General features: G+C 59.6%; 17 protein-coding genes. 7 read left to right on the forward strand and 10 right to left on the reverse strand.

The window, feature by feature from the left end; all coding sequences use genetic code 11:
• Position 1: 1 nt before the first annotated feature.
• From N7578_RS08780 to N7578_RS08800, 5 genes are all read right to left on the reverse strand, one after another.
• A complete protein-coding gene (locus N7578_RS08780; RefSeq protein ID WP_311109888.1) occupies positions 2 to 856 on the reverse strand; it encodes a carbohydrate ABC transporter permease in 855 nt (284 codons plus the stop codon).
• 5 nt (positions 857 to 861) lie between these two features.
• Positions 862 to 1773, reverse strand: coding sequence for a sugar ABC transporter permease (locus N7578_RS08785; protein ID WP_311109889.1), 912 nt, complete (start codon positions 1771 to 1773; stop codon positions 862 to 864).
• Positions 1774 to 1954: 181 nt separating this feature from the next.
• Positions 1955 to 3193: an ABC transporter substrate-binding protein gene (locus tag N7578_RS08790; protein ID WP_311109890.1), complete on the reverse strand. Its 1239-nt coding sequence runs from the start codon at positions 3191 to 3193 to the stop codon at positions 1955 to 1957.
• Between the two features lie 52 nt (positions 3194 to 3245).
• Positions 3246 to 4322: a sn-glycerol-3-phosphate ABC transporter ATP-binding protein UgpC gene (locus tag N7578_RS08795; protein WP_311109891.1), complete on the reverse strand. Its 1077-nt coding sequence runs from the start codon at positions 4320 to 4322 to the stop codon at positions 3246 to 3248.
• 325 nt (positions 4323 to 4647) lie between these two features.
• Positions 4648 to 5352, reverse strand: a complete 705-nt coding sequence (locus N7578_RS08800; protein WP_311109892.1) for a GntR family transcriptional regulator — start codon at positions 5350 to 5352, stop codon at positions 4648 to 4650.
• A 100-nt stretch (positions 5353 to 5452) separates the two neighbouring features.
• Here N7578_RS08800 and N7578_RS08805 point away from each other — a divergent pair, with 100 nt between their 5' ends.
• The 3 genes from N7578_RS08805 to N7578_RS08815 are packed head-to-tail and all read left to right on the forward strand — an operon-like array spanning position 5453 to position 8027.
• Positions 5453 to 6610 (forward strand): LLM class flavin-dependent oxidoreductase, encoded by a 1158-nt coding sequence (locus tag N7578_RS08805; RefSeq protein ID WP_311109893.1) that lies wholly within the window; start codon positions 5453 to 5455, stop codon positions 6608 to 6610.
• On the forward strand, positions 6610 to 7503 hold the full coding sequence (locus tag N7578_RS08810; protein WP_311109894.1) for an aldo/keto reductase family oxidoreductase: 894 nt from the start codon (positions 6610 to 6612) through the stop codon (positions 7501 to 7503). Before N7578_RS08805 ends, N7578_RS08810 begins: the two co-directional genes overlap by 1 nt.
• Entirely contained in the window at positions 7503 to 8027 is a 525-nt protein-coding gene (locus N7578_RS08815) for a flavin reductase family protein (RefSeq protein WP_311109895.1), read from the forward strand. Before N7578_RS08810 ends, N7578_RS08815 begins: the two co-directional genes overlap by 1 nt.
• Positions 8028 to 8072: 45 nt before the next feature.
• On the opposite strand, the gene N7578_RS08820 is transcribed toward N7578_RS08815, so the two are convergent.
• The 4 genes from N7578_RS08820 to N7578_RS08835 form a co-directional block, all read right to left on the reverse strand.
• On the reverse strand, positions 8073 to 11213 hold the full coding sequence (locus N7578_RS08820) for an efflux RND transporter permease subunit (RefSeq protein ID WP_311109896.1): 3141 nt from the start codon (positions 11211 to 11213) through the stop codon (positions 8073 to 8075).
• Positions 11210 to 12523: an efflux RND transporter periplasmic adaptor subunit gene (locus N7578_RS08825; RefSeq protein ID WP_311109897.1), complete on the reverse strand. Its 1314-nt coding sequence runs from the start codon at positions 12521 to 12523 to the stop codon at positions 11210 to 11212. The genes N7578_RS08820 and N7578_RS08825 overlap by 4 nt, the downstream gene beginning before the upstream one ends.
• A 185-nt stretch (positions 12524 to 12708) precedes the next feature.
• A complete protein-coding gene (locus N7578_RS08830) occupies positions 12709 to 13377 on the reverse strand; it encodes a glutathione S-transferase N-terminal domain-containing protein (protein WP_311109898.1) in 669 nt (222 codons plus the stop codon).
• Between the two features lie 17 nt (positions 13378 to 13394).
• Entirely contained in the window at positions 13395 to 13760 is a 366-nt protein-coding gene (locus N7578_RS08835; protein WP_311109899.1) for a metalloregulator ArsR/SmtB family transcription factor, read from the reverse strand.
• A gap of 210 nt (positions 13761 to 13970) precedes the next feature.
• Between N7578_RS08835 and N7578_RS08840 the strand changes: the two genes are divergently transcribed.
• From N7578_RS08840 to N7578_RS08855, 4 genes are read left to right on the forward strand one after another with little or no spacing between them, the layout of a single operon-like run.
• The gene (locus N7578_RS08840; RefSeq protein WP_311109900.1) at positions 13971 to 14837 is read left to right on the forward strand and encodes an ABC transporter substrate-binding protein; all 867 of its coding nucleotides are present in this window, start codon (positions 13971 to 13973) and stop codon (positions 14835 to 14837) included.
• Positions 14834 to 15967: an LLM class flavin-dependent oxidoreductase gene (locus N7578_RS08845; RefSeq protein WP_311109901.1), complete on the forward strand. Its 1134-nt coding sequence runs from the start codon at positions 14834 to 14836 to the stop codon at positions 15965 to 15967. The genes N7578_RS08840 and N7578_RS08845 overlap by 4 nt, the downstream gene beginning before the upstream one ends.
• Before the next feature lie 31 nt (positions 15968 to 15998).
• Positions 15999 to 17831 (forward strand): TRAP transporter large permease subunit, encoded by a 1833-nt coding sequence (locus N7578_RS08850; RefSeq protein WP_311109902.1) that lies wholly within the window; start codon positions 15999 to 16001, stop codon positions 17829 to 17831.
• Positions 17832 to 17845: 14 nt separating this feature from the next.
• Complete coding sequence (locus tag N7578_RS08855; RefSeq protein WP_311109903.1) at positions 17846 to 18844, forward strand: TRAP transporter substrate-binding protein; 999 nt, start codon at positions 17846 to 17848, stop codon at positions 18842 to 18844.
• 144 nt (positions 18845 to 18988) lie between these two features.
• Here N7578_RS08855 and N7578_RS08860 read toward each other — a convergent pair whose 3' ends face one another.
• Positions 18989 to 20500, reverse strand: a complete 1512-nt coding sequence (locus tag N7578_RS08860; RefSeq protein ID WP_311109904.1) for an aldehyde dehydrogenase (NADP(+)) — start codon at positions 20498 to 20500, stop codon at positions 18989 to 18991.
• Between the last annotated feature and the right edge of the window lie 251 nt (positions 20501 to 20751).

A 20751-nucleotide genomic window follows, 5' to 3' on the forward strand; every position in this document is an offset into this window, starting at 1 on the left:
CTTAACCTTTGAGACCGCCTGCCGTGAGGCCGGAAACCACGCGTTCCTGGAAAATGACGATCAGGATCGCGACAGGCACGATGCCGACCACCAGCGCCGCTGAAATGACGGGCCATGGGAAGGCGAATTCGCCCTGATAGAGTTGGATACCGACGGGCAGGGTGCGCAGCGCCGGATTGGAGTTGAACGACAGCGCCAGCAGGAATTCATCCCATGCGTTGACGAAGGCCAGAATGCCAGCCGTGAAGACGCCCGGTGCGCAGAGCGGAACGACGACCTTGAACAATGCGCCGATGCGGGTGCACCCGTCGATCATCGCGGCGTTTTCGAGGTCACGCGGAATGCTCTCGAAGAACGAGACGAGCATCAGCGTGCAGACCGGCAGCGACAGCACGGTGTAGGGCAGGATCAGCGCCGTCCAGCTGTTGAGAAGGTTCAGCGCCCGCATGATCTCGAACAGCGGCACCAGCAGCGTCACCAGCGGGAAGGTGGAGACAGCGATGATGAGCGAGAGGATCAGAGCCCGGTATTTGAGGTTCAGGCGTGCCAGAGCGTATGCCGCCAGCACGGAAATCAGGATCGTCAGCGCCGTTGAAAGCAACGCCACCATGAAGCTGTTGAACAAAAACAGGTGCAGCGGCTGATCGGAGAACGCCTGCATGTAGTTGGCGAGCGTCGGCTCATGCGGAAGCCATGTGATCGGCTTTGCCGTCAGTTCGGCTTCCGTTTTGAGCGAGGTGAACAGGATCCAGATCGCCGGAAACAGGCCGTTTACCAGAAGAATGGAAGCGGCGATGAAGCGTAGCGGCTTCCCGGAAAAGAAGGAGGAAAGGCCGGAAGGGGCAACGGTGCTCATGAAAACTACTCCTTGGCCCGGATGATACGCAGGTAGATGGCGGTCACGCCCATGGACAGCACGAACATCATGACCGCGAGTGCCGAACCGTAACCGAGATCGAGGAACGAAACGGTGTTCTGATGGATGTACATGGCAAGCGTCGTGGTCGAGGTGCCCGGACCGCCGCCAGTCATCATGTAAGGGATATCAAAGGTTTGCAGCGCGGTGATCGTGCGGAATATGAGGGCCACGACGATCGATGGCTTCAGAAGCGGCAGGGTGATTTCGAAGAACTGACGCATCTTGCCCGCGCCATCGACATCCGCCGCTTCATAGAGTGAGCGTGGAATGGTCTGCAGACCGGCAAGGATCATCAGCGCCATGAAGGAAGAGGTCTTCCAGATGATGGTGAGGCAGATGGCTGCGAAGGCCCAGTTCGGCGAGTTGAACCAGATGATGCCTTCGAAGCCCAGCCTGTTCAGCACATCGTTGACCACGCCGTATTCGTAATGGAAGAACCACGCGAAGATCAGACCAGCAAAGGAGAGCGGCAGAGCCCATGGAATGAGCAGGGAAAGCCGCATCGGCCATTGCATCGAGAAGGGCAGGTTGGCAAGCAACGCCAGCCCGAGGCCAACGACCAGCGCGCCCGGCACGGTAATCAACGTTATCAGCACCGTGTTCCAGGTCGTTTCCCAGAAGATCGGGTCTTCGAACATCGCTGTGTAGTTTTCGAAGCCGATGAATTCGGCTGGCAGGCCTGATGTCAGCGAGAGGCTGAAGAAGCTCGTATAGACAAGGCGCGCGACTGGATAGACAATGATGAGTGTCAGAAGAATTGCCGCCGGCGCCAGCAGCATGACGGCCAGCGGGCCGTCGCCGAGATCGAGCAGGCGCACCCACCGGGGCGGCTTTTTCTCGTCAATCCTGACCATGGTTCTTTCCGGCATCGTCACGTTTGCCACTCCTGCAACTGGATTCACGTCAGTCGTCTCCCGATCGGGCCGGCATCGAGCCTGGTCCGTTTTACCGCACCTGGCGGGCAATTGTCTGCTTGAGAAAACGGGCCGGAAAACGCTGCTTCAAAATCGCAACGCTTTCCGGCCGGGGTGCCTATCAGCGTAGAACGCGCCGCAGGCGGCTTTCCATCTGCTTGGCGCCGTCTTCGGGTGTCATCACACCCGCCAGAACGCCGTTCACGGTCGTGCGGATCGTTTCGCTGACCTCGTTATAGCGCGGCGTTACCGGCCGGGCCTTTGCCGTTTCCACAACAGGCAGCGCATCGGCGAACCATGGAATGGTCTTCGTGACGTCCGCATCCTTGTAGAGTGCGGCATAGGTCGGCAGAAGTGCTGCGTTGATCGCCATGAACTTGGAGACATCTTGGCTGGAAAGGTATTCAACCAGCTTCTTGGCTTCGTCCTGATGTTCGGAGTAAGCCGAAACGCCGAATTCCCAGCCGCCGAGGCAGGTCGCCTGTTCACCGCCCTTGACCGCCGGAAGACGGGCAACGCCGACATTGCCGGAGACGGAGGATTCCTTGCCCTGGAAGTGGTTCCATGCGTAGGACCAGTTTACGGCGAACAATGCCTTGCCAGCCTGGAATTCCTTGCGGGTGTCGTCGGTTGCAACTTCGGAGATATTCTTCTTGGCAATGCCCTCATCCACGAAGCTCTTCCACAGCTTGAGCGAGTCCGTTGCGGCCTTGCTGTCGAAGTTCAGCTTTCCGTTTTCAACCAGCGACTTGCCTTCGCTCCAGTAGGGAAGAAGGAAGGTGCAGACCGCGCCTTCGATCGCCTTGCCCTGGAAGGAAAGGCCCTGGAGGTCAGGGTTCTTTTCGCCTTCCATGACCTTCTTGCTGGCTTCCTTCAGCTCGTCCCAGGTGGTCGGTGGCTGGATTCCGTATTTTTCGAGCAGATCCTTGCGGTAATACAGGAACATGGCATCCGCAAATGCGGGAAGCGCGACGACCTTGCCATCTACGGTGTTGGCTTCGGCGTAGGTCGGCAGATAGGAGGACATTTCCTTGCCGGAGAAGTCGCTGGTCCAGCCCGCGGCTGCGAACTGTGCGGGACGAATGACGTCCAGCATCAATACGTCGAGACTGGTATCCTTCGCGGACATGACCGTGTTCAGGTATTGCGCCTGAGCTTCGGAAGTGTTGCCGCCCGTTTCGATCGTGACCTTCACGCCCGGCGTTTTTGCCTCGTACTGGTCGATTGCCTTGCGCCATACGTCCGGCTGGTGTTGGCTGGAGACGAAGATCTTGAGCGTCGTATCAGTCGCCAGCGCCTGCCCGGTGAATGCAAACAGGCCGGCGCACATTGCCGCTCCCGTCAAAGTCTTGAATTTCATGGTTTCCTCCCGTTTTGAAATTCTCACGGCACCCTGTAAAGGCGCCTGTGTATCAGTGGATGGACCGTTCCGTCTGTGCATCGAAGAGATGCACCTTGGACGGATCGACGCCGATATTCATGGTTTCGCCCGGTACGGGTCGTGCCTGTGGTGGCATTCTTGCCGTCAATGCAGCATCGCCGAGGCTGAAGTGCACGAGCGTGTCGGAACCCAGAGGTTCCACCACCTGCACCTTGACGGACAGCTGGCTTGCGAACGATTCTGCCGGGCCGAAATGTTCGGGACGCACGCCGACGATGACCTCCTGGCCATCGAGCGCGGTTTCTCGCGTCTTTCGAACGGCAGAGAGCGGCAGGGTATTGCCGTCGCTCAAGGAAAGCCTGTCTCCCATCACCTTTGCCCTGGCGAAATTCATGGCAGGAGCGCCGACGAAGCCGCCGACGAAAACGCTCTGCGGGCTGTTGTAGACTTCATCCGGCGTGCCGACCTGTTCGATATCGCCACCGCGCAGGATGACGATGCGGTCTGCAAGCGTCATGGCTTCGACCTGATCGTGCGTCACGTAAATGATGGTCGTTCCCAGCTGCTGATGCAGCCGTTTGATTTCCGTGCGAACCTGACCACGAAGCTTGGCATCCAGATTGGAAAGCGGCTCGTCGAACAGAAATACCTGCGGACGCCTGACAATCGCACGACCCATGGCGACGCGCTGGCGCTGGCCGCCGGAGAGCTGACCCGGTCGGCGGTCAAGGAGGTGCTCGATGCCGAGCATCTTTGCCGCTTCGTCGATGCTTTTGTTGGCCTGTGAGGCGTTGACGCCGCGAACCTTCAGGCTGAAGCCCATGTTCTCGCGGACCGTCTTGTGCGGGTAAAGCGCATAGTCCTGAAACACCATGGCGATATCGCGCTCACGCGGCGGCAGCTTGTTGACGATGCGATCACCGATCAGAACTTCGCCGCCGGTAATGCCTTCCAGGCCTGCGACCATACGCAGGGTCGTGGATTTCCCACAGCCTGAGGGGCCGACGAATACGACAAATTCGCCATCGGCAATTTCAAGGTCTATGCCTTTTACGATGCGCAGGGCGCCGTAACTTTTGTCCAGCTTTCGCAGGCTGACCGAAGCCATATTTTCCTCCTCATGGCGTGAGTGCCTGACGTCCCGACGACGTTGCGGTCAGCTCAAGCCTCTAATAACTACGCGTCGCATCCTGTCGTGCTCAAACCCGTCGCCGGGCTGGCTGTCATGAGGTGCACGAGACGCAAATCTCCCTTGGCCAGTGATATTACCGTTCGTTAAAAGGAAATCAATAGTGTATCAATTTTATTTCTGACAGAAATCAAAAACCTGCAACATGTTGAATTATAGAAACATATCCCGAAATTACGGCGCATTGCGGGCGACAGTTCCCTTGAGGGCTGTCAAATTTCTGTATTGCTTTGCTCTGATGAATTCAGCGCATCCGGGAGACATAGCGTGCTATGGTATGGTCGAACCACGTCCATGAAACTTCCGCGACCGTTCCATCCTGTGCTTGGCTGAGGCGCAGCACGCGTGGGGTGAGCGATCCGGCGCTTTGCCCGAAGATGTCAGGCGTCCACTCCGGCGTCTCGCCAATGTCTATCCGGTCTTCCGCCTTCGATATCCAGAGGTTCAGTCGTGTCCGGTAATAGAGGTAGAGGGACTCCGACAGATTATCGAGGGTGATCGCGTCGACGTAGGAGCCGTCCAGCCAGATTTCCTCGATTGCCGCCGGTTTCCCCGAGATCCTTCGCAGGCGTCGGATGCGGTGGCCTTCATTCGAAAACCCGAACGCAGGAAGATCGGCGGGCTTCGGGAGTCTCTGTACGTCCAGTATTTCAGCCGTCGGCAGGCCGCCGCCATTGATCAGTTCAAGGCGAAAGAAAGCGTACACGCTTTGGGGGTCGCTGACGGCGCGGATGTAATTGCCGGAACCCTGGATGCGTTCCAGCAGGCCGCGCTCCTGCAGTTCGCCGAGTGATTTACGCAAGGTGCCCACGGCGATACCCAGTTCTGCCGCCATATCCCGCTCAGGCGCCAGCTTTTCCCCATCGATCAACCGGCCCGCGGCGACCTCTCGTACCAGCATTTCTGCAATCTGCAGATACATCGGCAGGCTTCCACCTGTGTTCTTCATGCTGGTCTCGCTCCCCGGAAACAAAAATTGATACATCATTGATTTACATATTTCTTGATGTTATGCAAGAAAAACGAGAGCGGCATTGAGGAGGAAATGAATGACCGTCGTACCCGTAACATCCGCTGATCTCGATGCTGCCGAGGTTTCCTGGTTTTCGGCGCTATGCTCCGATGACTATGCTTATCTCGGTGTGCCGGATGGTAGTCTGCGTTCGAGCTGGGATCATTGTTCGGACATTGTGAAAAAAGCGGAGGAGCTCGGTTTTCGCAACATTCTTTGCCCGTCATCCTATCAGGTGGGGCAGGACACGCTGAGTTTCGTGGCGGGCTGTGCGCCAATCAGCGATCGCATCAATTTTCTTGCCGCTATCCGTTGCGGAGAGATGCAGCCGATCATGCTGGCGCGTACGGTAGCGACCCTCGATCACATGTTGAAGGGACGTCTGACGCTCAATGTCATCAGCTCGGATTTTCCCGGCGAGGTGGCCGACAGCGCCTATCGCTACAAGCGTAGCCATGAGGTTGTGCAAATCCTTCGTCAGGCATGGACACGCGACACCATCGATCATGACGGTGAAATCTACCAGTTCCGTGGCGTCTCTACAGAGCCTGCCAGACCCTACCAGCAGAATGGCGGCCCGCTTCTTTACTTCGGCGGTTACTCGCCGGACGCGTTGGAGCTTTGCGGTGCGCAATGCGACGTCTACCTGATGTGGCCGGAAACAAAGGATCAGCTGGCGGACCGCATGCGTGCCGCCCATGCCCACGCCGAAGCCCATGGCCGTACGCTGGATTATGGCCTGCGTGTCCACATGATCGTGCGCGACACGGAAAAGGAAGCCCGCGAATACGCAGATCATCTCGTCTCGAAGCTGGATGACGAATACGGGCAGCTCATTCGCAACCGTGCCCATGACAGCGGCTCGCTTGGCGTTTCGCATCAGGCGCGTGCCCGCGAACTGGCCGACAAGTTCGGTTATGTCGAGCCCAATCTCTGGACCGGCATCGGCCGCGCCCGTTCCGGCTGCGGCGCCGCGCTCGTCGGCTCCACCGATCAGGTGCTTTCGACCCTCGAGGAATATCAGAAAATGGGCATTCGTGCCTTCATCCTGTCCGGGTACCCGCATCTTGACGAGGCCGAACACTTCGGCACCAAGGTTCTCCCACAAATGAAAACCTGCTCTCTGCCGCATGCTTACGGCAGGGTGCCCAATGAAACGCCGGCCACGCCGCTCGGCAACGGGAAACGTCACTGATGGAACGCATTGCTCTTTCTGAAACACTGGAACTCAGCCGCATCGTTTACGGCATGTGGCGTATCGGTGATGACACGGATACCTCGCCGGCCCTTGTGCAGGCCAAGATCGAAGCCTGCCTCGCGCAAGGCATCACAACGATGGATCAGGCCGACATCTACGGTGGATACACGGCGGAAGCCATTCTCGGTCGCGGGCTGAAGGCAGCGCCCTCCCTACGCGACAAGATCGAGATCGTGACCAAATGCGGTATCGTCGCTCCGGCGGGACGGCACTCCGCCGCTCGCGTCAAGCATTACGATACGACCGCCGGTCACATCAACGCCTCGGTCGAGGCATCGCTCCGTGACATGGGAACGGATCACGTCGATCTGCTTCTGATCCACCGTCCCGACCCGCTGATCGATCCGGAAGAAACCGGCAAGGCGCTCGATGCATTGGTGGCATCCGGCAAGGTGAAGGCCGTCGGCGTTTCCAATTTCCGCCCGTGGGATTTTTCCCTGCTGCAGTCCTTCATGGAAAACAGGCTCGTCACGAACCAGATCGAAATGAGCCTTATTGCGACCGATTGCTTCACCAACGGTGATCTGGCTTTCCTGCAGGAAAAACGCGTTTCGCCGATGGCATGGTCGCCACTCGGTGGTGGCTCGCTGTTTTCCGGTGCGCATGGTGCGACCATGGCCGCGCTGCAGCACATAGCGAAGGAACAGGGCGTCGATGCAACCGCCGTCGCTATCGCGTGGCTTTTACGCCATCCGGCGAAGATCGTGCCGGTCCTTGGAACGAACAATCTGACGCGCATTGCTGCCGCGTCTGACGCCATGCGTGTCACGCTGGATCGTCAGACCTGGTTTGAACTCTATACTCTTGCAACCGGACGCGAGGTGCCGTGATGACAATGGCAGAAGCAGTCAACATGCCGAATGAACATGTTTTCGTCCCGGGTGGCGAAAACAGCCGCAGTTTTCGCAATGCGCTTGGCGCATTCACCACGGGCGTGACGGTCGTGACTGCCACGACCCCGGATGGCCCGATTGGCATGACGGTGAACAGTTTTGCGTCCGTCTCCCTCGATCCGCCGCTGGTGCTGTGGTCCCCGGCCAAAAGCTCGTCGCGTCATAGCGCCTTTAACGATGCGACGCATTTCGCCATCCACGTGCTGAGCGCGGATCAGGACGCACTGTCCATCCGCTTCGTCAAGAACGGTCGTGCCTTTGAGGATCTGGCGTGGGAACTGAACGCCGAGGGCGTCCCCGTCATCCCGGGCACGCTGGCGCGGTTCGAATGCCGCCGCGCGGTTGCACATGATGGCGGTGATCACACCATCATCATCGGTGAGGTGCTACGCGCCGCTCACCGGGATGGCGATCCTCTTTGCTTCTCCGGCGGCACGTTCGGCCGGTTTTCAAAGCAGTAAGCGCCCGAAAACCTCCCAGCCGACCGTCGTCGTCTGCTCACCGGATCAGGCGGCGACGGTTTCGGGGCGTTCCGGCAGCTTCGGCTTTTTAGGCTCATCGGAGTGTTCGTCTGTCTTGTGACCTGAGAACATCCGCTTGAGGAAACCGCCGAAACGGTCCATCTCCACGAAAATCACCGGGGTGATGAACAGCGTCAGCAACTGCGAGACAACCAGTCCGCCGACGACCGCCACCCCGAGCGGCTGACGCAACTCCGAGCTTGCGCCGGAACCAAGGGCAATCGGGAGTGCGCCCAGAAGGGCGCAGAATGTGGTCATCATGATTGGCCGGAACCGTCTGACGCAGGCTTCGTGAATGGCGCGGGCCGCAGGCTCTCTCTTTTCTCGGATCAGTTCCACCGCCACGTCGATCATCATGATGGCGTTCTTCTTGACGATGCCGATCAACATCAGAAGACCGATCAGGGCGATGATCGAGAAATCCATGCCCATCACCTTCAGCGCCACCAGCGCGCCGAACGCCGCTGCCGGAAGGCCGGACAAGATCGTCAGCGGGTGGATGAAGCTCTCGTAGAGCACGCCGAGAACGACATAGATCGTCAGCACCGCGGCCAGAATGAGAATGCCGGTATTGTCCTGGCTCTGCTGGAAGATCGCCGCCGTACCGCCGTAGCTGGTGAACACGTCCTGCGGCAGACCGATGCTGGTCTTGATCTGGTCGATCTGCTTCGTCGCATCGGACAAGGCTGTACCGTCCGGCAGGTTGAACGAAATCGTCGTGGAAACGAGCTGGCCGGTCTGGTTGATGGTCACGGGTGCCTGCGTGCGGGTGAGGCTTGCGAAGTTGGAAAGCGGAACCAGAACACCCGACTTTGCCGAGAGAACGTTGATGTCGCTCAGGACGTCGTCGTTCCAAGGTTTCGATCTGTCGAACTCGACGATCACGTCATAGCTGTCGCCGGTCGACTGGATCTGTGCCGCCGTGTAGCCGCCGAACGACATTTCCAGCGTCTTGCGGAGCTGGTCGTTGGTGATGCCGAAGGCAGCGGCTTTTTCCGTATCGACCGAGATCGTCGCGGCGATTGCGCCATTCTGGGCATCGGAGGTCACGGCGGTGAAGGTGCGGTCGCGGCGCATGGCGGCCATCAGCTTGCTCGACCATTCGTTCGTGGTGGCGGCATTCAGCCCCTGCACGACCAGCTGGTACTGGCTGGCGGAGCTGCGGCCGCCGAAACGCAGGCTCTGCTGCGGATTGATATAGGTGCGGATGCCCGCGACTTTCGATGTTGCCTGCCCAAGTTCGGCGAGCACCTTGTTGAGCGGAGCGCGCTCCTCCTTGGGTTTCAGTTCCACGAACATCGAGCCGTTGTTCAGCGGATTGCGGGAATTGCCGCCGACGATGGAGGTGACGTGCACCACGGCCGGATTTTTGCGGATCGCATCTGCTACCTGTGCCTGAAGATCGCGCATTGCGGAATAGGAGATATCCTCGCGTGCCTGTGTCGAGACGGAAAGGCGCCCGATGTCCTCCTGCGGGAAGAAACTTGAGGGCAGCGTTTCGAACAGGATTGCCGAGGCGGCGATCGATGCGAGAAACGAGGCCATGACGATACCGCGATGGGAAAGGCACCAGCCGACGGCTTTGCCATAACCACGCAGGGTTTTGTCGAACCCCGCATCGAACCACCGGATAATCGCCGGCGGTCTGGAGGTGTGGCCGGAAAGCCGTGAGGCAAGCATCGGCGTTACTGTCAGGGATACCAGCGCCGAGGCCATGATGGCGAGGGTCACGACCATGCCGAATTCGTTGAACAACCGCCCGATGACACCGCCCATCAACAGGATGGGGATGAAGACGGCAACCAGCGAGACGGACATGGAAAGAATGGTGCCGCTGACTTCCGCCGCGCCCTGCAATGCCGCCTCGCGCATGGGCAGGCCTTCTTCGTGCAGTCGCAGGATGTTTTCCAGCATGACGATTGCGTCATCCACCACGAGGCCGACGGATAACGTCAGCCCGAGCAGCGATATATTGTCTATGCTGTAGCCGAGCACATACATCGCGCCGAACGCGGTAATCAGCGACAATGGCACGGCGAGGCCCGGAATGATCGTGGCCGTCAGATGGCCGGTGAAAAGGTAGATGACCGCAACGACGAGGCCGATGGTCAGGTAAAGCGTGAACTGAACGTCCGAGATCGCATCCTTGATCGCGGTCGATGCGTCGTTCATGACGTTGATGTTGACCGATGGTGGCAGTTGCTGGCGAAGCGTCGGCAGTTTTGCCTTGATGGCATCCACCACGTCGACGGTATTCGCATCCGGCTGGCGTTGCACGGCGAGAATGATCGCCTGCTGGCCGTCGAACCAGCTTCCCGCATCGGTGTTGGCGACGCTGTCGGTCACGGTTGCGACATCGCCGAGATGGATCGGTGCGCCGTTGTGGGTTGCGATCACCAGCGAGCGGAATGCCGCCGCGTCAGTGCGCTGGGTATCGGCCTGGATCGTCAGGCGCTGGTTATCGTTCTGCAGCGCGCCGACGGGCGCCTGATTGTTTGCCTGGCTGATGGCGGTCGTGACGGTATCGACGCCCAGACCGCGAGCCTGAAGTTCCGCGGGGTCGAGGCCGACCCGGACGGCATAGGTCTGCGCGCCATAGATGGAGACCTGCGCAACGCCGGAAATCGTCGAAAGAAGCGGCGAGATGATGTTTTCTGCGATCTCGTCCACCTTGCTGGTGGGCATTTCCTTGCTGTTGACCGCAAGCAGAAGGACCGGCGCATCGGCCGGGTTCGTCTTGCGATAGCTTGGCGTTGTCGTCATGTTGCTCGGCAATTGCCGTTGCGCGCGGGAAATGGCGGCCTGCACATCGGCAGCGGCGGCGTCTATGTCGCGGTTCAGGTCGAACTGCAGTACGATGGAGCTGTTGCCAAGGGTGTTGCTGGCGCTGATTTCACTGACGCCGGGAATGGTTTCGAACTGCTTGACCAGCGGCGTCGTCACCGAGGTCGCCATTGTTTCAGGCGAGGCACCGGTAAGTGACGATGAGACGCTGATGGTCGGGAAATCGACCTTCGGCAAGGCGGCGACGGGAAGAAGCCGGAAACCGGCAAGCCCTGCAAGCACGAGGCCGATGGCGAGCAGGGTGGTTGCGACGGGGCGATTGATGCAGAAACTCGGGATCATTGTCCTGCCGCCCTGTCCCACGCCGCATTGTCGGCCAGCTTGCCATCCGTGTTGCTATTGCCGGAGAACTGCTCCATGACAAACTGGCCGTCCGTCAGTTCCGACTGGCCTTCGATAATCACATGCTCTCCGCCCGTAAGGCCGTTGGCGATGGCTGTCAGATCGCCGTTCGAGCGCGCCACCTGCACATCCGTCATGTGGACGTGGTGGCTGTCATCGACGGTATAGACGAAGTTGCCTTTCGGGCCGGGGCGCACGGCCACGGTCGGCAGCACGATCATCTCATCGCTGGACGTGAAATGCGTGGTGACGTTGACGGATTGACCAGGCCAGAGAAGGCCGCGATCGTTCTTGAACTCGGCTTTTGCCAGAACGGTGCCGGAGTTCTGGTCGACCGTATTGTCGTAAAAGCGCAAGAACCCGTGCATGGCTTCTCCGCCTGTCGCAGCCGGGTCGACATCCACGGCCGTATCTTTCCGAATGCCTTCGCGCAGTTCGGGCAGATAACGTTGCGACAGGCGGAAACTGACCGAGATGGGATCGTATTTCGTGATCGTCACGACATTGACGCCGGCGCTCAGATAGGCACCGGGGCTGACACTGATGTCCCCGAGCCTGCCATCGAAAGGTGCGCGGATTTCCATATGCTCGAGAGATACCTGATCGGCGGCAAGCGTGGCCTGATCGGCGTCGATCTTCGCATTGGCGGATTCGCGCGCCGCACGTGCCTGATCGAGAACCTGCTGTGACTCAGCGCTTTGCTTGACGAGATTGTCGGCGCGTTGCAGGGCTGCCTCTGCCTGTTCGAGGGTGGCCTGATCGGCAGCGATGTTGGCCTTGTCCTTCTCGACGGCCGCGATTGCGATACGGTCGTCCATTTTCAGGATCAGGTCGCCAGCCTTGATGTGCTGGCCATCCCGTGCTGCGATCTGCGTGACGAGGCCAGTCACGATGGGAGCGATGTTGGTGGTGTCAGCCGCGACGGCCCAGCCGGTTGCCGTTGCGTCCATCGGCAGGGTCGCCTTGCTGGCCGCGATTGTGCTGACGTTGGGTGGCCCGCCATTGCGGCGACCGCCGCCTTGTCTCTGGCCACCATCCTGCCGTTGCCCGGTCTGCTGCCCACCTTGACCGTCCGCAGCCACTTGCGGTTTCGCATCGCCTCCACTTTCCCGGGTGGCGGCCTGTTGCTGCGGCGGGGTGATGAACTGCGAGAGATAGGGAACCTGCTCCAGAGGTAGCCTGTCCCTGAAAAGCCATCCTGCGCCAGCAATGATGGCGACGACGCATACACTGGTCCAGAACCGTTTCATCTGGTCAATCCGCATTCACAGCAGGTCATGCTTCCCGAACATGCGCGGCAAGCCTTGGGAGGCTTGCTCCAAACAAGACACCCAACGGACGGGGAAATCACCTTAAACTTTTGTAATGGCGGGCGCTGATATGCGTCTGATCGATCTTCGGGACGCTATTCGCGGCAGGCTTATGCAATAAATGATCAGACCTGTTTCTGATTTATGTGAAAATTTGCGGGGGCGTTGGTTCCGGGGATATCCGACACAGCGAAGGGTATTCGATAGCCGCGACGCACGCCGTCTTTTTCTGCCAGCTTGCGATACCAGCGCTGCACGTTCGGAAATTCTTCGAGTTCTATTCGGTGGCGCACGAAGCGCGAAACCCAAGGCCAGAGTGCGATATCGGCGATGGAGTAGTTGTCCGCAACAAACTCCCGGTTCTCGAGATGCTTGTTCAGGGTTGCGTACAGGCGACGTGTATCTCTGGTGAAGCGGTCTTCGGCAAAGGGCGCGCTTCCGGCATGGTAGGTCAGGAAATAATGAGCGTAACCAAGCGTCGGGCCGAAATTCGAAGCCTGCCACATCAGCCATTCCATCACCGACAGCCGCCCGGTTGCATCCGTCGGAAGCAATTTGCCTGCCTTGTCCGCAAGATAGAGCAGGATAGCGTTCGATTCCGTCAGCACCGTTCCATTCTCATTGTCGACAATCGCCGGGATCTTTCCACCCGGATTGATCTTCAGATAATCCGGTAAAAACTGCTCGCCCTTTTCGATGTCGATGGCATGGGCGCGGTAAGGCAGGCCGAGTTCCTCCAGAGCAATCGAAATTTTCAGGCCGTTTGGCGTGATCCAGGTGTAGAGGTCGATCATTGTGTCTCGTTGCAGGGTCAGTCGAACATCGGTTCGTCCATGGCGAAGTCCCGGAATGTCTTCTTGCCAGTGACGTCGGAAAGATCCTTGAAGAAACCGCGCAGCGTCAGCACCAGATCGATGATGCGTGGATCGGCAACACGGTAGATCACCGCTTTTCCCTCGCGCACGCCTTCGATCACGCCTGCTGCTCGCAGCTCGGCAAGTTGCTGCGATAGTGTGGGCTGCTGTATTCCAAGTTCGAATTCGAGAGCGGAAACAGAGGCTTCCCGCTCCATGAGATAGCAGACGATCGCCAGACGGTTGGCATTGGCGATGAGTTTCAGAAGATCGCTTGCCTCGCCGACGCTGCGGCAGATGCGGCTGGAAATCGGTTTTGTCATAAGAATAGCCGTTTTTTCAGATTATAAAAAAGTAGAATGTGTATCGATTTATTTCAATGTCTTGCCTTTGGTTTTTGTGGGGCGACGAAGAATTTTTTAAAATCGATAAAAATACTGGATTTCTCTTTCCGTCCGCGCCCGTTCGTCGCCAAAACGTTCCTCGTAAACGTTCTACAAAAAAGTAGATTGATTGCGAAACGAGGAGTCGACATGAAAATCGGGGTTCATCCCAACAATCTGCATCTGCGACTTGCCCGGCTCTGGCCGGGCGCATTCGCGGCATTCGATCCGCAGTTCGTCTTTTATCGTGAGGGGCGGGATACCGCGTCGCTGTTGGAAAAAGGCGAGATTCATTTTGGCGGGACGGGTTCGACGCCGCCGATAGAAGCAGATTCCCGCGGTCTTGGGGCCGCCTATATCGCGGCTTCCGCGCCGCGGCCCGCGAATGGCGCGATCCTTGTTCGCAAGGACAGTCCGGTCCACACGGTCGCCGATCTGGCGGGCAAGCGGGTTTCGCTGATCGACGGTTCCTTTCATACCTATCTTCTGGCCCGAAGCCTGGAGGGCGAGGGGCTTGGCCTTGCCGATGTGACGCGGATCGAAAGCGGCGACAGCGATAGCCTGCGCGATCTGGTCGAAGGTCGCGTCGAGGCGTGGGTGACGATGTCGCCCCGGCTTGAAAAGGCGCTTGGCCATGAGGCGTTGCGGCTGCTGGTCCGTTGCGGTTCCACCATCCCCAACCGTTCGCTGTTCTGGACACTGGAACGTCACGGGCTGGATGTGGAAACGGTCGATGCCATCGCTGCCGAACTCGACCGGATCGGTAGAGAGGTCACGGCGGATGTTGCACGTGCTGCGGAACTTCTGGCAAATGAACCGGGCAGCGAAGGGGACGCGCAGTTCTGGGAAAAGGTGCTGCTTTCTCGAGACCTTTCGGTCGTGCCCGCTGGTCCCGAAATCCTTGCCGAACAGAGGCAGGAGGCTGATACCCTTTACAGACACGGCCATTTTTCAAGTCCTGTTCTGACCGGCCGACACAGCGAAAGCCCTGCCGAAAGCCTTGGAGACGGACGATGAATGTTTTCTGGTACATGTGCGCTCCCGATGGAGCCTATCCATGGCAGCCGGAAGGGTCGCGCAAGGTCGATCTCGGTTATTACAAGCAGCTTGCTCTGGCCTATGACCAGCTCGGTTACACAGGCGCGCTGTTTGCGACAGGCGCGCACGACGTCTGGGTTCTGGCGGGCGCGCTTCTCTCCTATACGGAGCGGCTGAAGCTGCTGGTCGCCGTTCATCCGGGGCTCGTTGCGCCGACTTTGCTCGGCAAGATGGCGGCGACGCTTCAGGAGTTTTCGCGCGGGCGACTGCTGATCAATGTCGTTTCCGGTGATGCGAAGATGCTCGGCGCTTACGGCATGACCCTGCCGCACGATGAGCGCTACGATATGGCGGATGAATATCTCCAGATATGGCATCGCCTTTTTGCTGGCGACACCGTGAATTTCGACGGCAGATATTTCAAGACGGAGGGGGCGAAGCTCGCGCTTCCGGTGGGGCAGGGTGGCATCGAGCCGCCGCCGCTGTGGTTCGGCGGCTCGTCCGACAAGGCCATCGACGTTGCGGCGAAACACGTCGAAACCTATCTCTCCTGGGGGGAAACGCCGGAACAGATCGGCGCGAAGGTCGAGATTGTGAAGGCGCGGGCGGAAAAGCTCGGTCGCACGCTCGAATATGGCATTCGCCTTTATGTCATCGTACGAGATACGGATGAGGAAGCGTGGGATGCCGCGGGCGACCTCTACAAACGCATGGATGCGACGGCGATTGCCGCTAACCAGCGTTTCGTCGGAAAAACGGACAGCGTCGGCCAGCAGCGCATGACGGCCATGCATGGTGGCAACATGCCGGACGATCTGCGCGATCTGGAAATCGCTCCAAACCTCTGGGCAGGCATCGGCCTTGTGCGTCCGGGGCCGGGAACCGCCATCGTCGGTTCGCCGGATACCGTCATCCGCACACTGGAAGCCTACCGAAAGGCCGGGGTGGAGACCTTCATTCTTTCCGGCATGCCCCTGCTTGAGGAAGCGTTCCGTTTCGGCGAAAAGGTTCTGCCGCGTCTCGATGTGTCGCGTGAGGTGTCGGCGGCAAAACAGTTTACCTGGTCTACTCTTTTCGACCGTGACCTTTCCGCCGCGAAAGCATCGTGAGGGAACACGCTGTGAAATTGGAAATTCAACGATGACGGCAACGCCAGTGACAACAGCATCGGGGCAGAACGTGGCCTTCGGCAAGGCGGCCGGGAAAGCTCTCGCTGTTCTCGATGCAGCGTTGGGTGGGGTCGCCGCGACGCTGCTGGCGGTGCTTCTTGTCGTGGTGCTGGCCAATGTCGGCCTGCGTTATCTTTTCCATACCGGTTTCATCGGTGCGGAAGATCTCGGCATCTGGCTGCATGTCGCCTTGATCGCCGTGGGAGCGCCGCTCAGCCTCAAAAGCGCGCTTGCCATGCGGCTGGATGTGTTCGTGCGTTTTCTCCCCGACCGCTTTCATGCGGTTGCGGAAACGCTGGCGGACGCCTTCTCATTCGTCGCCGCCCTTATCCTGCTGTTCGGCGGCTCGGAAATCGCGACGATGCTCGGTGGCGTTTCGCCCACACTCGGCCTGCCGGAGTGGGTGCGTTTCGGTTTTCTCGGTATCGGTGGCGGACTGATCCTTGTCTATCTCTTCTTGCAACGCTTCTCCGAAGGCAAACCCGTTGCGGTCATCCTGTCGCTCGTCATTGCGTTTTCGTGCTATTTGGGCCTGCCGGAACTGTTCGTGGACACCACGTTGCCGCCGAGCCTTTTCCTGGCGCTAACGGCAGCTATCGGCCTCGTTCTTGCCGCGCCGCTGGCACACGCCTTTCTGTCGGCTGCCTTTGTCGCTATCGTCTTCGGAAGCTCGCTGCCGGAACCGGCCATCGTTTCCACCACCGTCACTGGCATGTCGAAGTTTCTGCTGCTTGCCATTCCGTTCTTCCTGCTGGCAGGAAGCCTGCTGACGGAATCGGGCGTTGCAAACCAGCTGGTACGTTTTGCCGCCTCCATGGTCGGCCATCGCCGTGCCGGTCTTGCCCAGACAACGCTTCTGACCAGCGTGCTCTTTTCCGGCGCATCCGGTTCCTCCGTCGCCAATGCCGCGTTCGGCGCATCCACCTTCCAGCCGGAACTGGTCAAGCACGGTTATCCTCCGGCGCAGGCCGGTGCGATCATTGCGGCCACCTCCGTGTTGGATAACGTGATCCCGCCGTCCATCGCGTTCCTCATTCTGGCCACGGCCACCAATCTTTCGGTCGGTTCGCTTCTGGTCGGTGGTTTTTTCGCAGGCGGGTTGATGGCACTTTGCCTTGCCGTCGCCATCCATTTCTCCGTTCGCTCGGTCAAGACGCTGCCAAGGGCGAGTGGTGACGAGCGTTGGCGCTCGGCTGTTGCTGCCATACCGGCCTTTGGCCTTGGTATCATCGTCGTCGTCGGCATCCGCATCGGCATAGTGACCACGACGGAAGCGGCAGCGCTTGCAGCACTCTACACGTTGCTTCTCGGCCTCGGTTACAGGCTGGGTGCAAAACGCATCTTCGCAACCTTTCGCCAGTCCGGCGCGGAAGCCGCCGCCATCGGTCTGCTGATTGGAACCGCCGGTCCCTTTGCCTTCCTGCTTGCGGTTGACAACGTGTCCGGGCTGGTCACGGATTTTGTCACGATGCTCGGCGGCAGCAAGATCGCCGTGCTCCTGCTCTCCAACCTGATCCTGCTTGTGGTCGGGCTGGTGCTGGATATCGGTGCCGCCATTCTGCTGTTCGGGCCAATCCTGCTTCCGGCGGCGGTTGCTGCGGGCATCGATCCCATACACTTCGGCGTCATTCTGGTGGTCAACCTGATGATCCACGGCCTGACGCCGCCGCTTGGCATGCTGATCTTCGTGGTCAGCGGCGTGACGCGCGTACCGGCGACGGCGATTTTCCGCGCAGTCGTTCCCTATCTTCTTTCTCTTCTCGCTTCCCTCGCCATTTTGTGCGTGTGGGCCGTTCTTTTCTGAAACCGGGGCTTAAAATGACGATCATCAACCGACGCAATCTCCTGAAAATATCTGCCGCAGGCGCGACTGCTCTGGCAGCGCCCTCTTTCGTGCGCACTGCCAGCGCAAGAACCCGCAACCTGACGGTCGCCTCTCTGTTTGCCGACGACAAGCCGGAAACGAAAATCTGGGTGAAGATCAGCGAACTGGTGGAAGCCAGGCTTCCGGGCCGCTTCAAGTTCAACATCGTCAAGAGCGGTGCGCTTGGCGGTGAAAAGGAAGTGGCCGAGGGTGTACGCCTCGGCTCCATCCAGGCCAGCCTTTCCACCGTCTCGTCGCTGTCCGGCTGGGTGCCGGAATTGCAGATCCTCGATTTGCCGTTCCTGTTCCGTGATGCCGATCACGTTCGCAAGGTGGTGACGGGCGAAACCGGCGCCGATCTGAAGACCAGACTTGCCGCGCAGCAGTTCGTGGCCGTCGATTTCATCAATTACGGTGCACGTCACCTTCTGACCAAGGAGCCCGTTACGAAGCCGGAAGAACTGAAGGGCAAGAAGATCCGCGTCATCCAGAGCCCTCTGCACACGAAACTCTGGAGTGCCTTCGGCACGACGCCGGTTGGTGTTCCGATCACGGAGACGTACAACTCGCTTGCCACGGGCGTTGCCGATGCCATGGACCTGACGAAATCCGCCTATGCCGGTTTCAAGCTCTATGAAGTCGTGCCCTACATGACCGAGACGGGTCACATCTGGGCTTCGGGCGTCGTCTACTACGGTGCCGGTTTCTGGAACCAGCTGGATGACGAGGAAAAGAAGGTGCTGTCCGAGGCTTCGACCGAAGGCGCGCTCTATTTCAACCAGCTCATCGTTGAAGATGAGACGAAGTCGGTGGAACTGGCGCTTTCCAAGGGTGGCAAGTTGCTGAAGCCGGAAGCCTTGGATGAATGGCGCAAGGGCGCGCAGGGCGTCTGGCAGGATTTCGCCGGAACCGTCGGCGGCATCGACAGGATCCACGCTGTCCAGTCTGCATAAGGTTTTCGCAAGGACTTTCTGACGTAATCCCGTGCATCCGAAAGGCGGCGCGGGGTTTTCTTGTTCGACCCCAGTGCGCCTCGGGAAGTGCGCTCCTCGGGGAAAAACGCGCCGGCGGAATGATCTGCCGGCGCGCGTATGAAATCAGCCGAGATCCTGCGGCAGAACGTCTGCCGGGATGTTCTGATAGGATACCGGACGCAGGAAGCGGCGGATCGACATGGTGCCGACCGAAGTCGCGCCGAAGTTCGTGGAAGCCGGGTATGGGCCGCCGTGAACCATGGCCTCGGAAACCTCTACACCTGTCGGGAAGCCGTTTGCGAGAACGCGGCCAGCCTTGCGCTCCAGAATCGGCAGCAGCTTGCGGCCGAGTTCGGCATCGCCCGCGTCGAGATGCATCGTCGCAGTGAGCTGACCTTCGAAGCTCTTGGCGACCTCAAGCATTTCGTCGACGCTGTCCACCGTGACGATCAGGCCGAGCGGGCCGAAGACTTCTTCGGAAAGCGCATGGTTTGCCAGCCAGTCCTTGGCGGAAACCCGGAACAGGTAAGGTGTTGCGTTGCGCAGGTTGCAGGTCGTGGTCAGAACGTCACGTACGCCGTTGCCAGCTGCGATGCGGTCGGCGCCATCACGGTAAGCGGACGCGATACCGTCCGTGAGCATGACCTGCGGGCCGACTTCGGAGAGAGCGGCGCGGGCCGTCTCGGCGATGGCGTCGGCCTGCGAGGACAGGATGACTGCAATGCCGGGGTTGGTGCAGAACTGACCTGCGCCCATGGTGAGCGAACCCGCCCAGCCCTTGGCAATCGCTTCGCCGCGTGCGGAAACGGCTTCCGGCAACAGGAACATCGGGTTGACGGAGCCGAGTTCGCCGAAGAACGGGATAGGTTCCGGGCGCTGTGCGCAGAGGTCGAAGAGGGCGCGACCGCCAGCCAGCGAGCCGGTGAAGCCGACAGCCTTGATGCGTGGATGCTGCACGAGAGCCGAGCCGACATCGCGACGGCCGCCCTGGATCAGTGAGAACACGCCTGGGTGCAGATTGTGCTTCTTGACGGCAGCCAGCACGGCTTCAGCGACGATTTCGCCGGTGCCCGGGTGGGCGGAATGGCCCTTGACGACGACGGGGCAGCCAGCGGCGAGCGCGGCAGCGGTATCACCGCCAGCCGTGGAGAAGGCGAGCGGGAAGTTGGATGCACCGAAGACGGCGACAGGGCCGATCGGGCGCTGCATCAGGCGGATATCCGGGCGCGGCAACGGCTGGCGATCCGGCAGGGCAACATCATGGCGGCGGTCGAGGTATTCGCCGTTGCGGATATGCGAAGCGAACAGGCGCAGCTGACCAACGGTGCGGCCGCGCTCGCCCTGAAGGCGACCGGCAGGCAAGCCGGTTTCGGCCGAGCCGATTTCGGTGATCGCGTCGGCGCGTGCTTCGATCTCGTCGGCAATGGTGTCGAGGAATGCGGCGCGCTGTTCGCGCGTCGTGTAGCCGTAGCTCCAGAATGCGTCTTCTGCTGCTTCACAGGCCTGGTTTACCAGGTCGACGGTGCCGACCGAAAAGTCGAAAGCCTCGCCAGTCGCCGGTTCGCTACGGAACTTCGCTTCCGTTGCGACCCACTCTCCTGCGACGAGATGTTTGCCATGCGGCTTGAAACTCATTGTGCTCTTCCCTGAAAATCGAAACCTGTGTGGAATATCCACCCGATACCTGACGGCAGAACCGGAAGGCGGCAACTTCGCGCCCTCCATGCGATCCTTGTCCGGTTGCCCTCTGCCTTAACTCGTGTGGAGCGTTGGCGAAAGACGCTTTATGAACTATTTGCCCGAAAAAGTGTGATTATTTGAAGACGGTGCGTCAACGCAGCGACACTTATGTCCGGGCTTGCAGCATGGTTTCGTTGCCGGTACCG

It is taken from the genome of Agrobacterium tumefaciens (genome assembly GCF_031801495.1).
Taxonomy (GTDB): domain Bacteria; phylum Pseudomonadota; class Alphaproteobacteria; order Rhizobiales; family Rhizobiaceae; genus Agrobacterium; species Agrobacterium tumefaciens_K.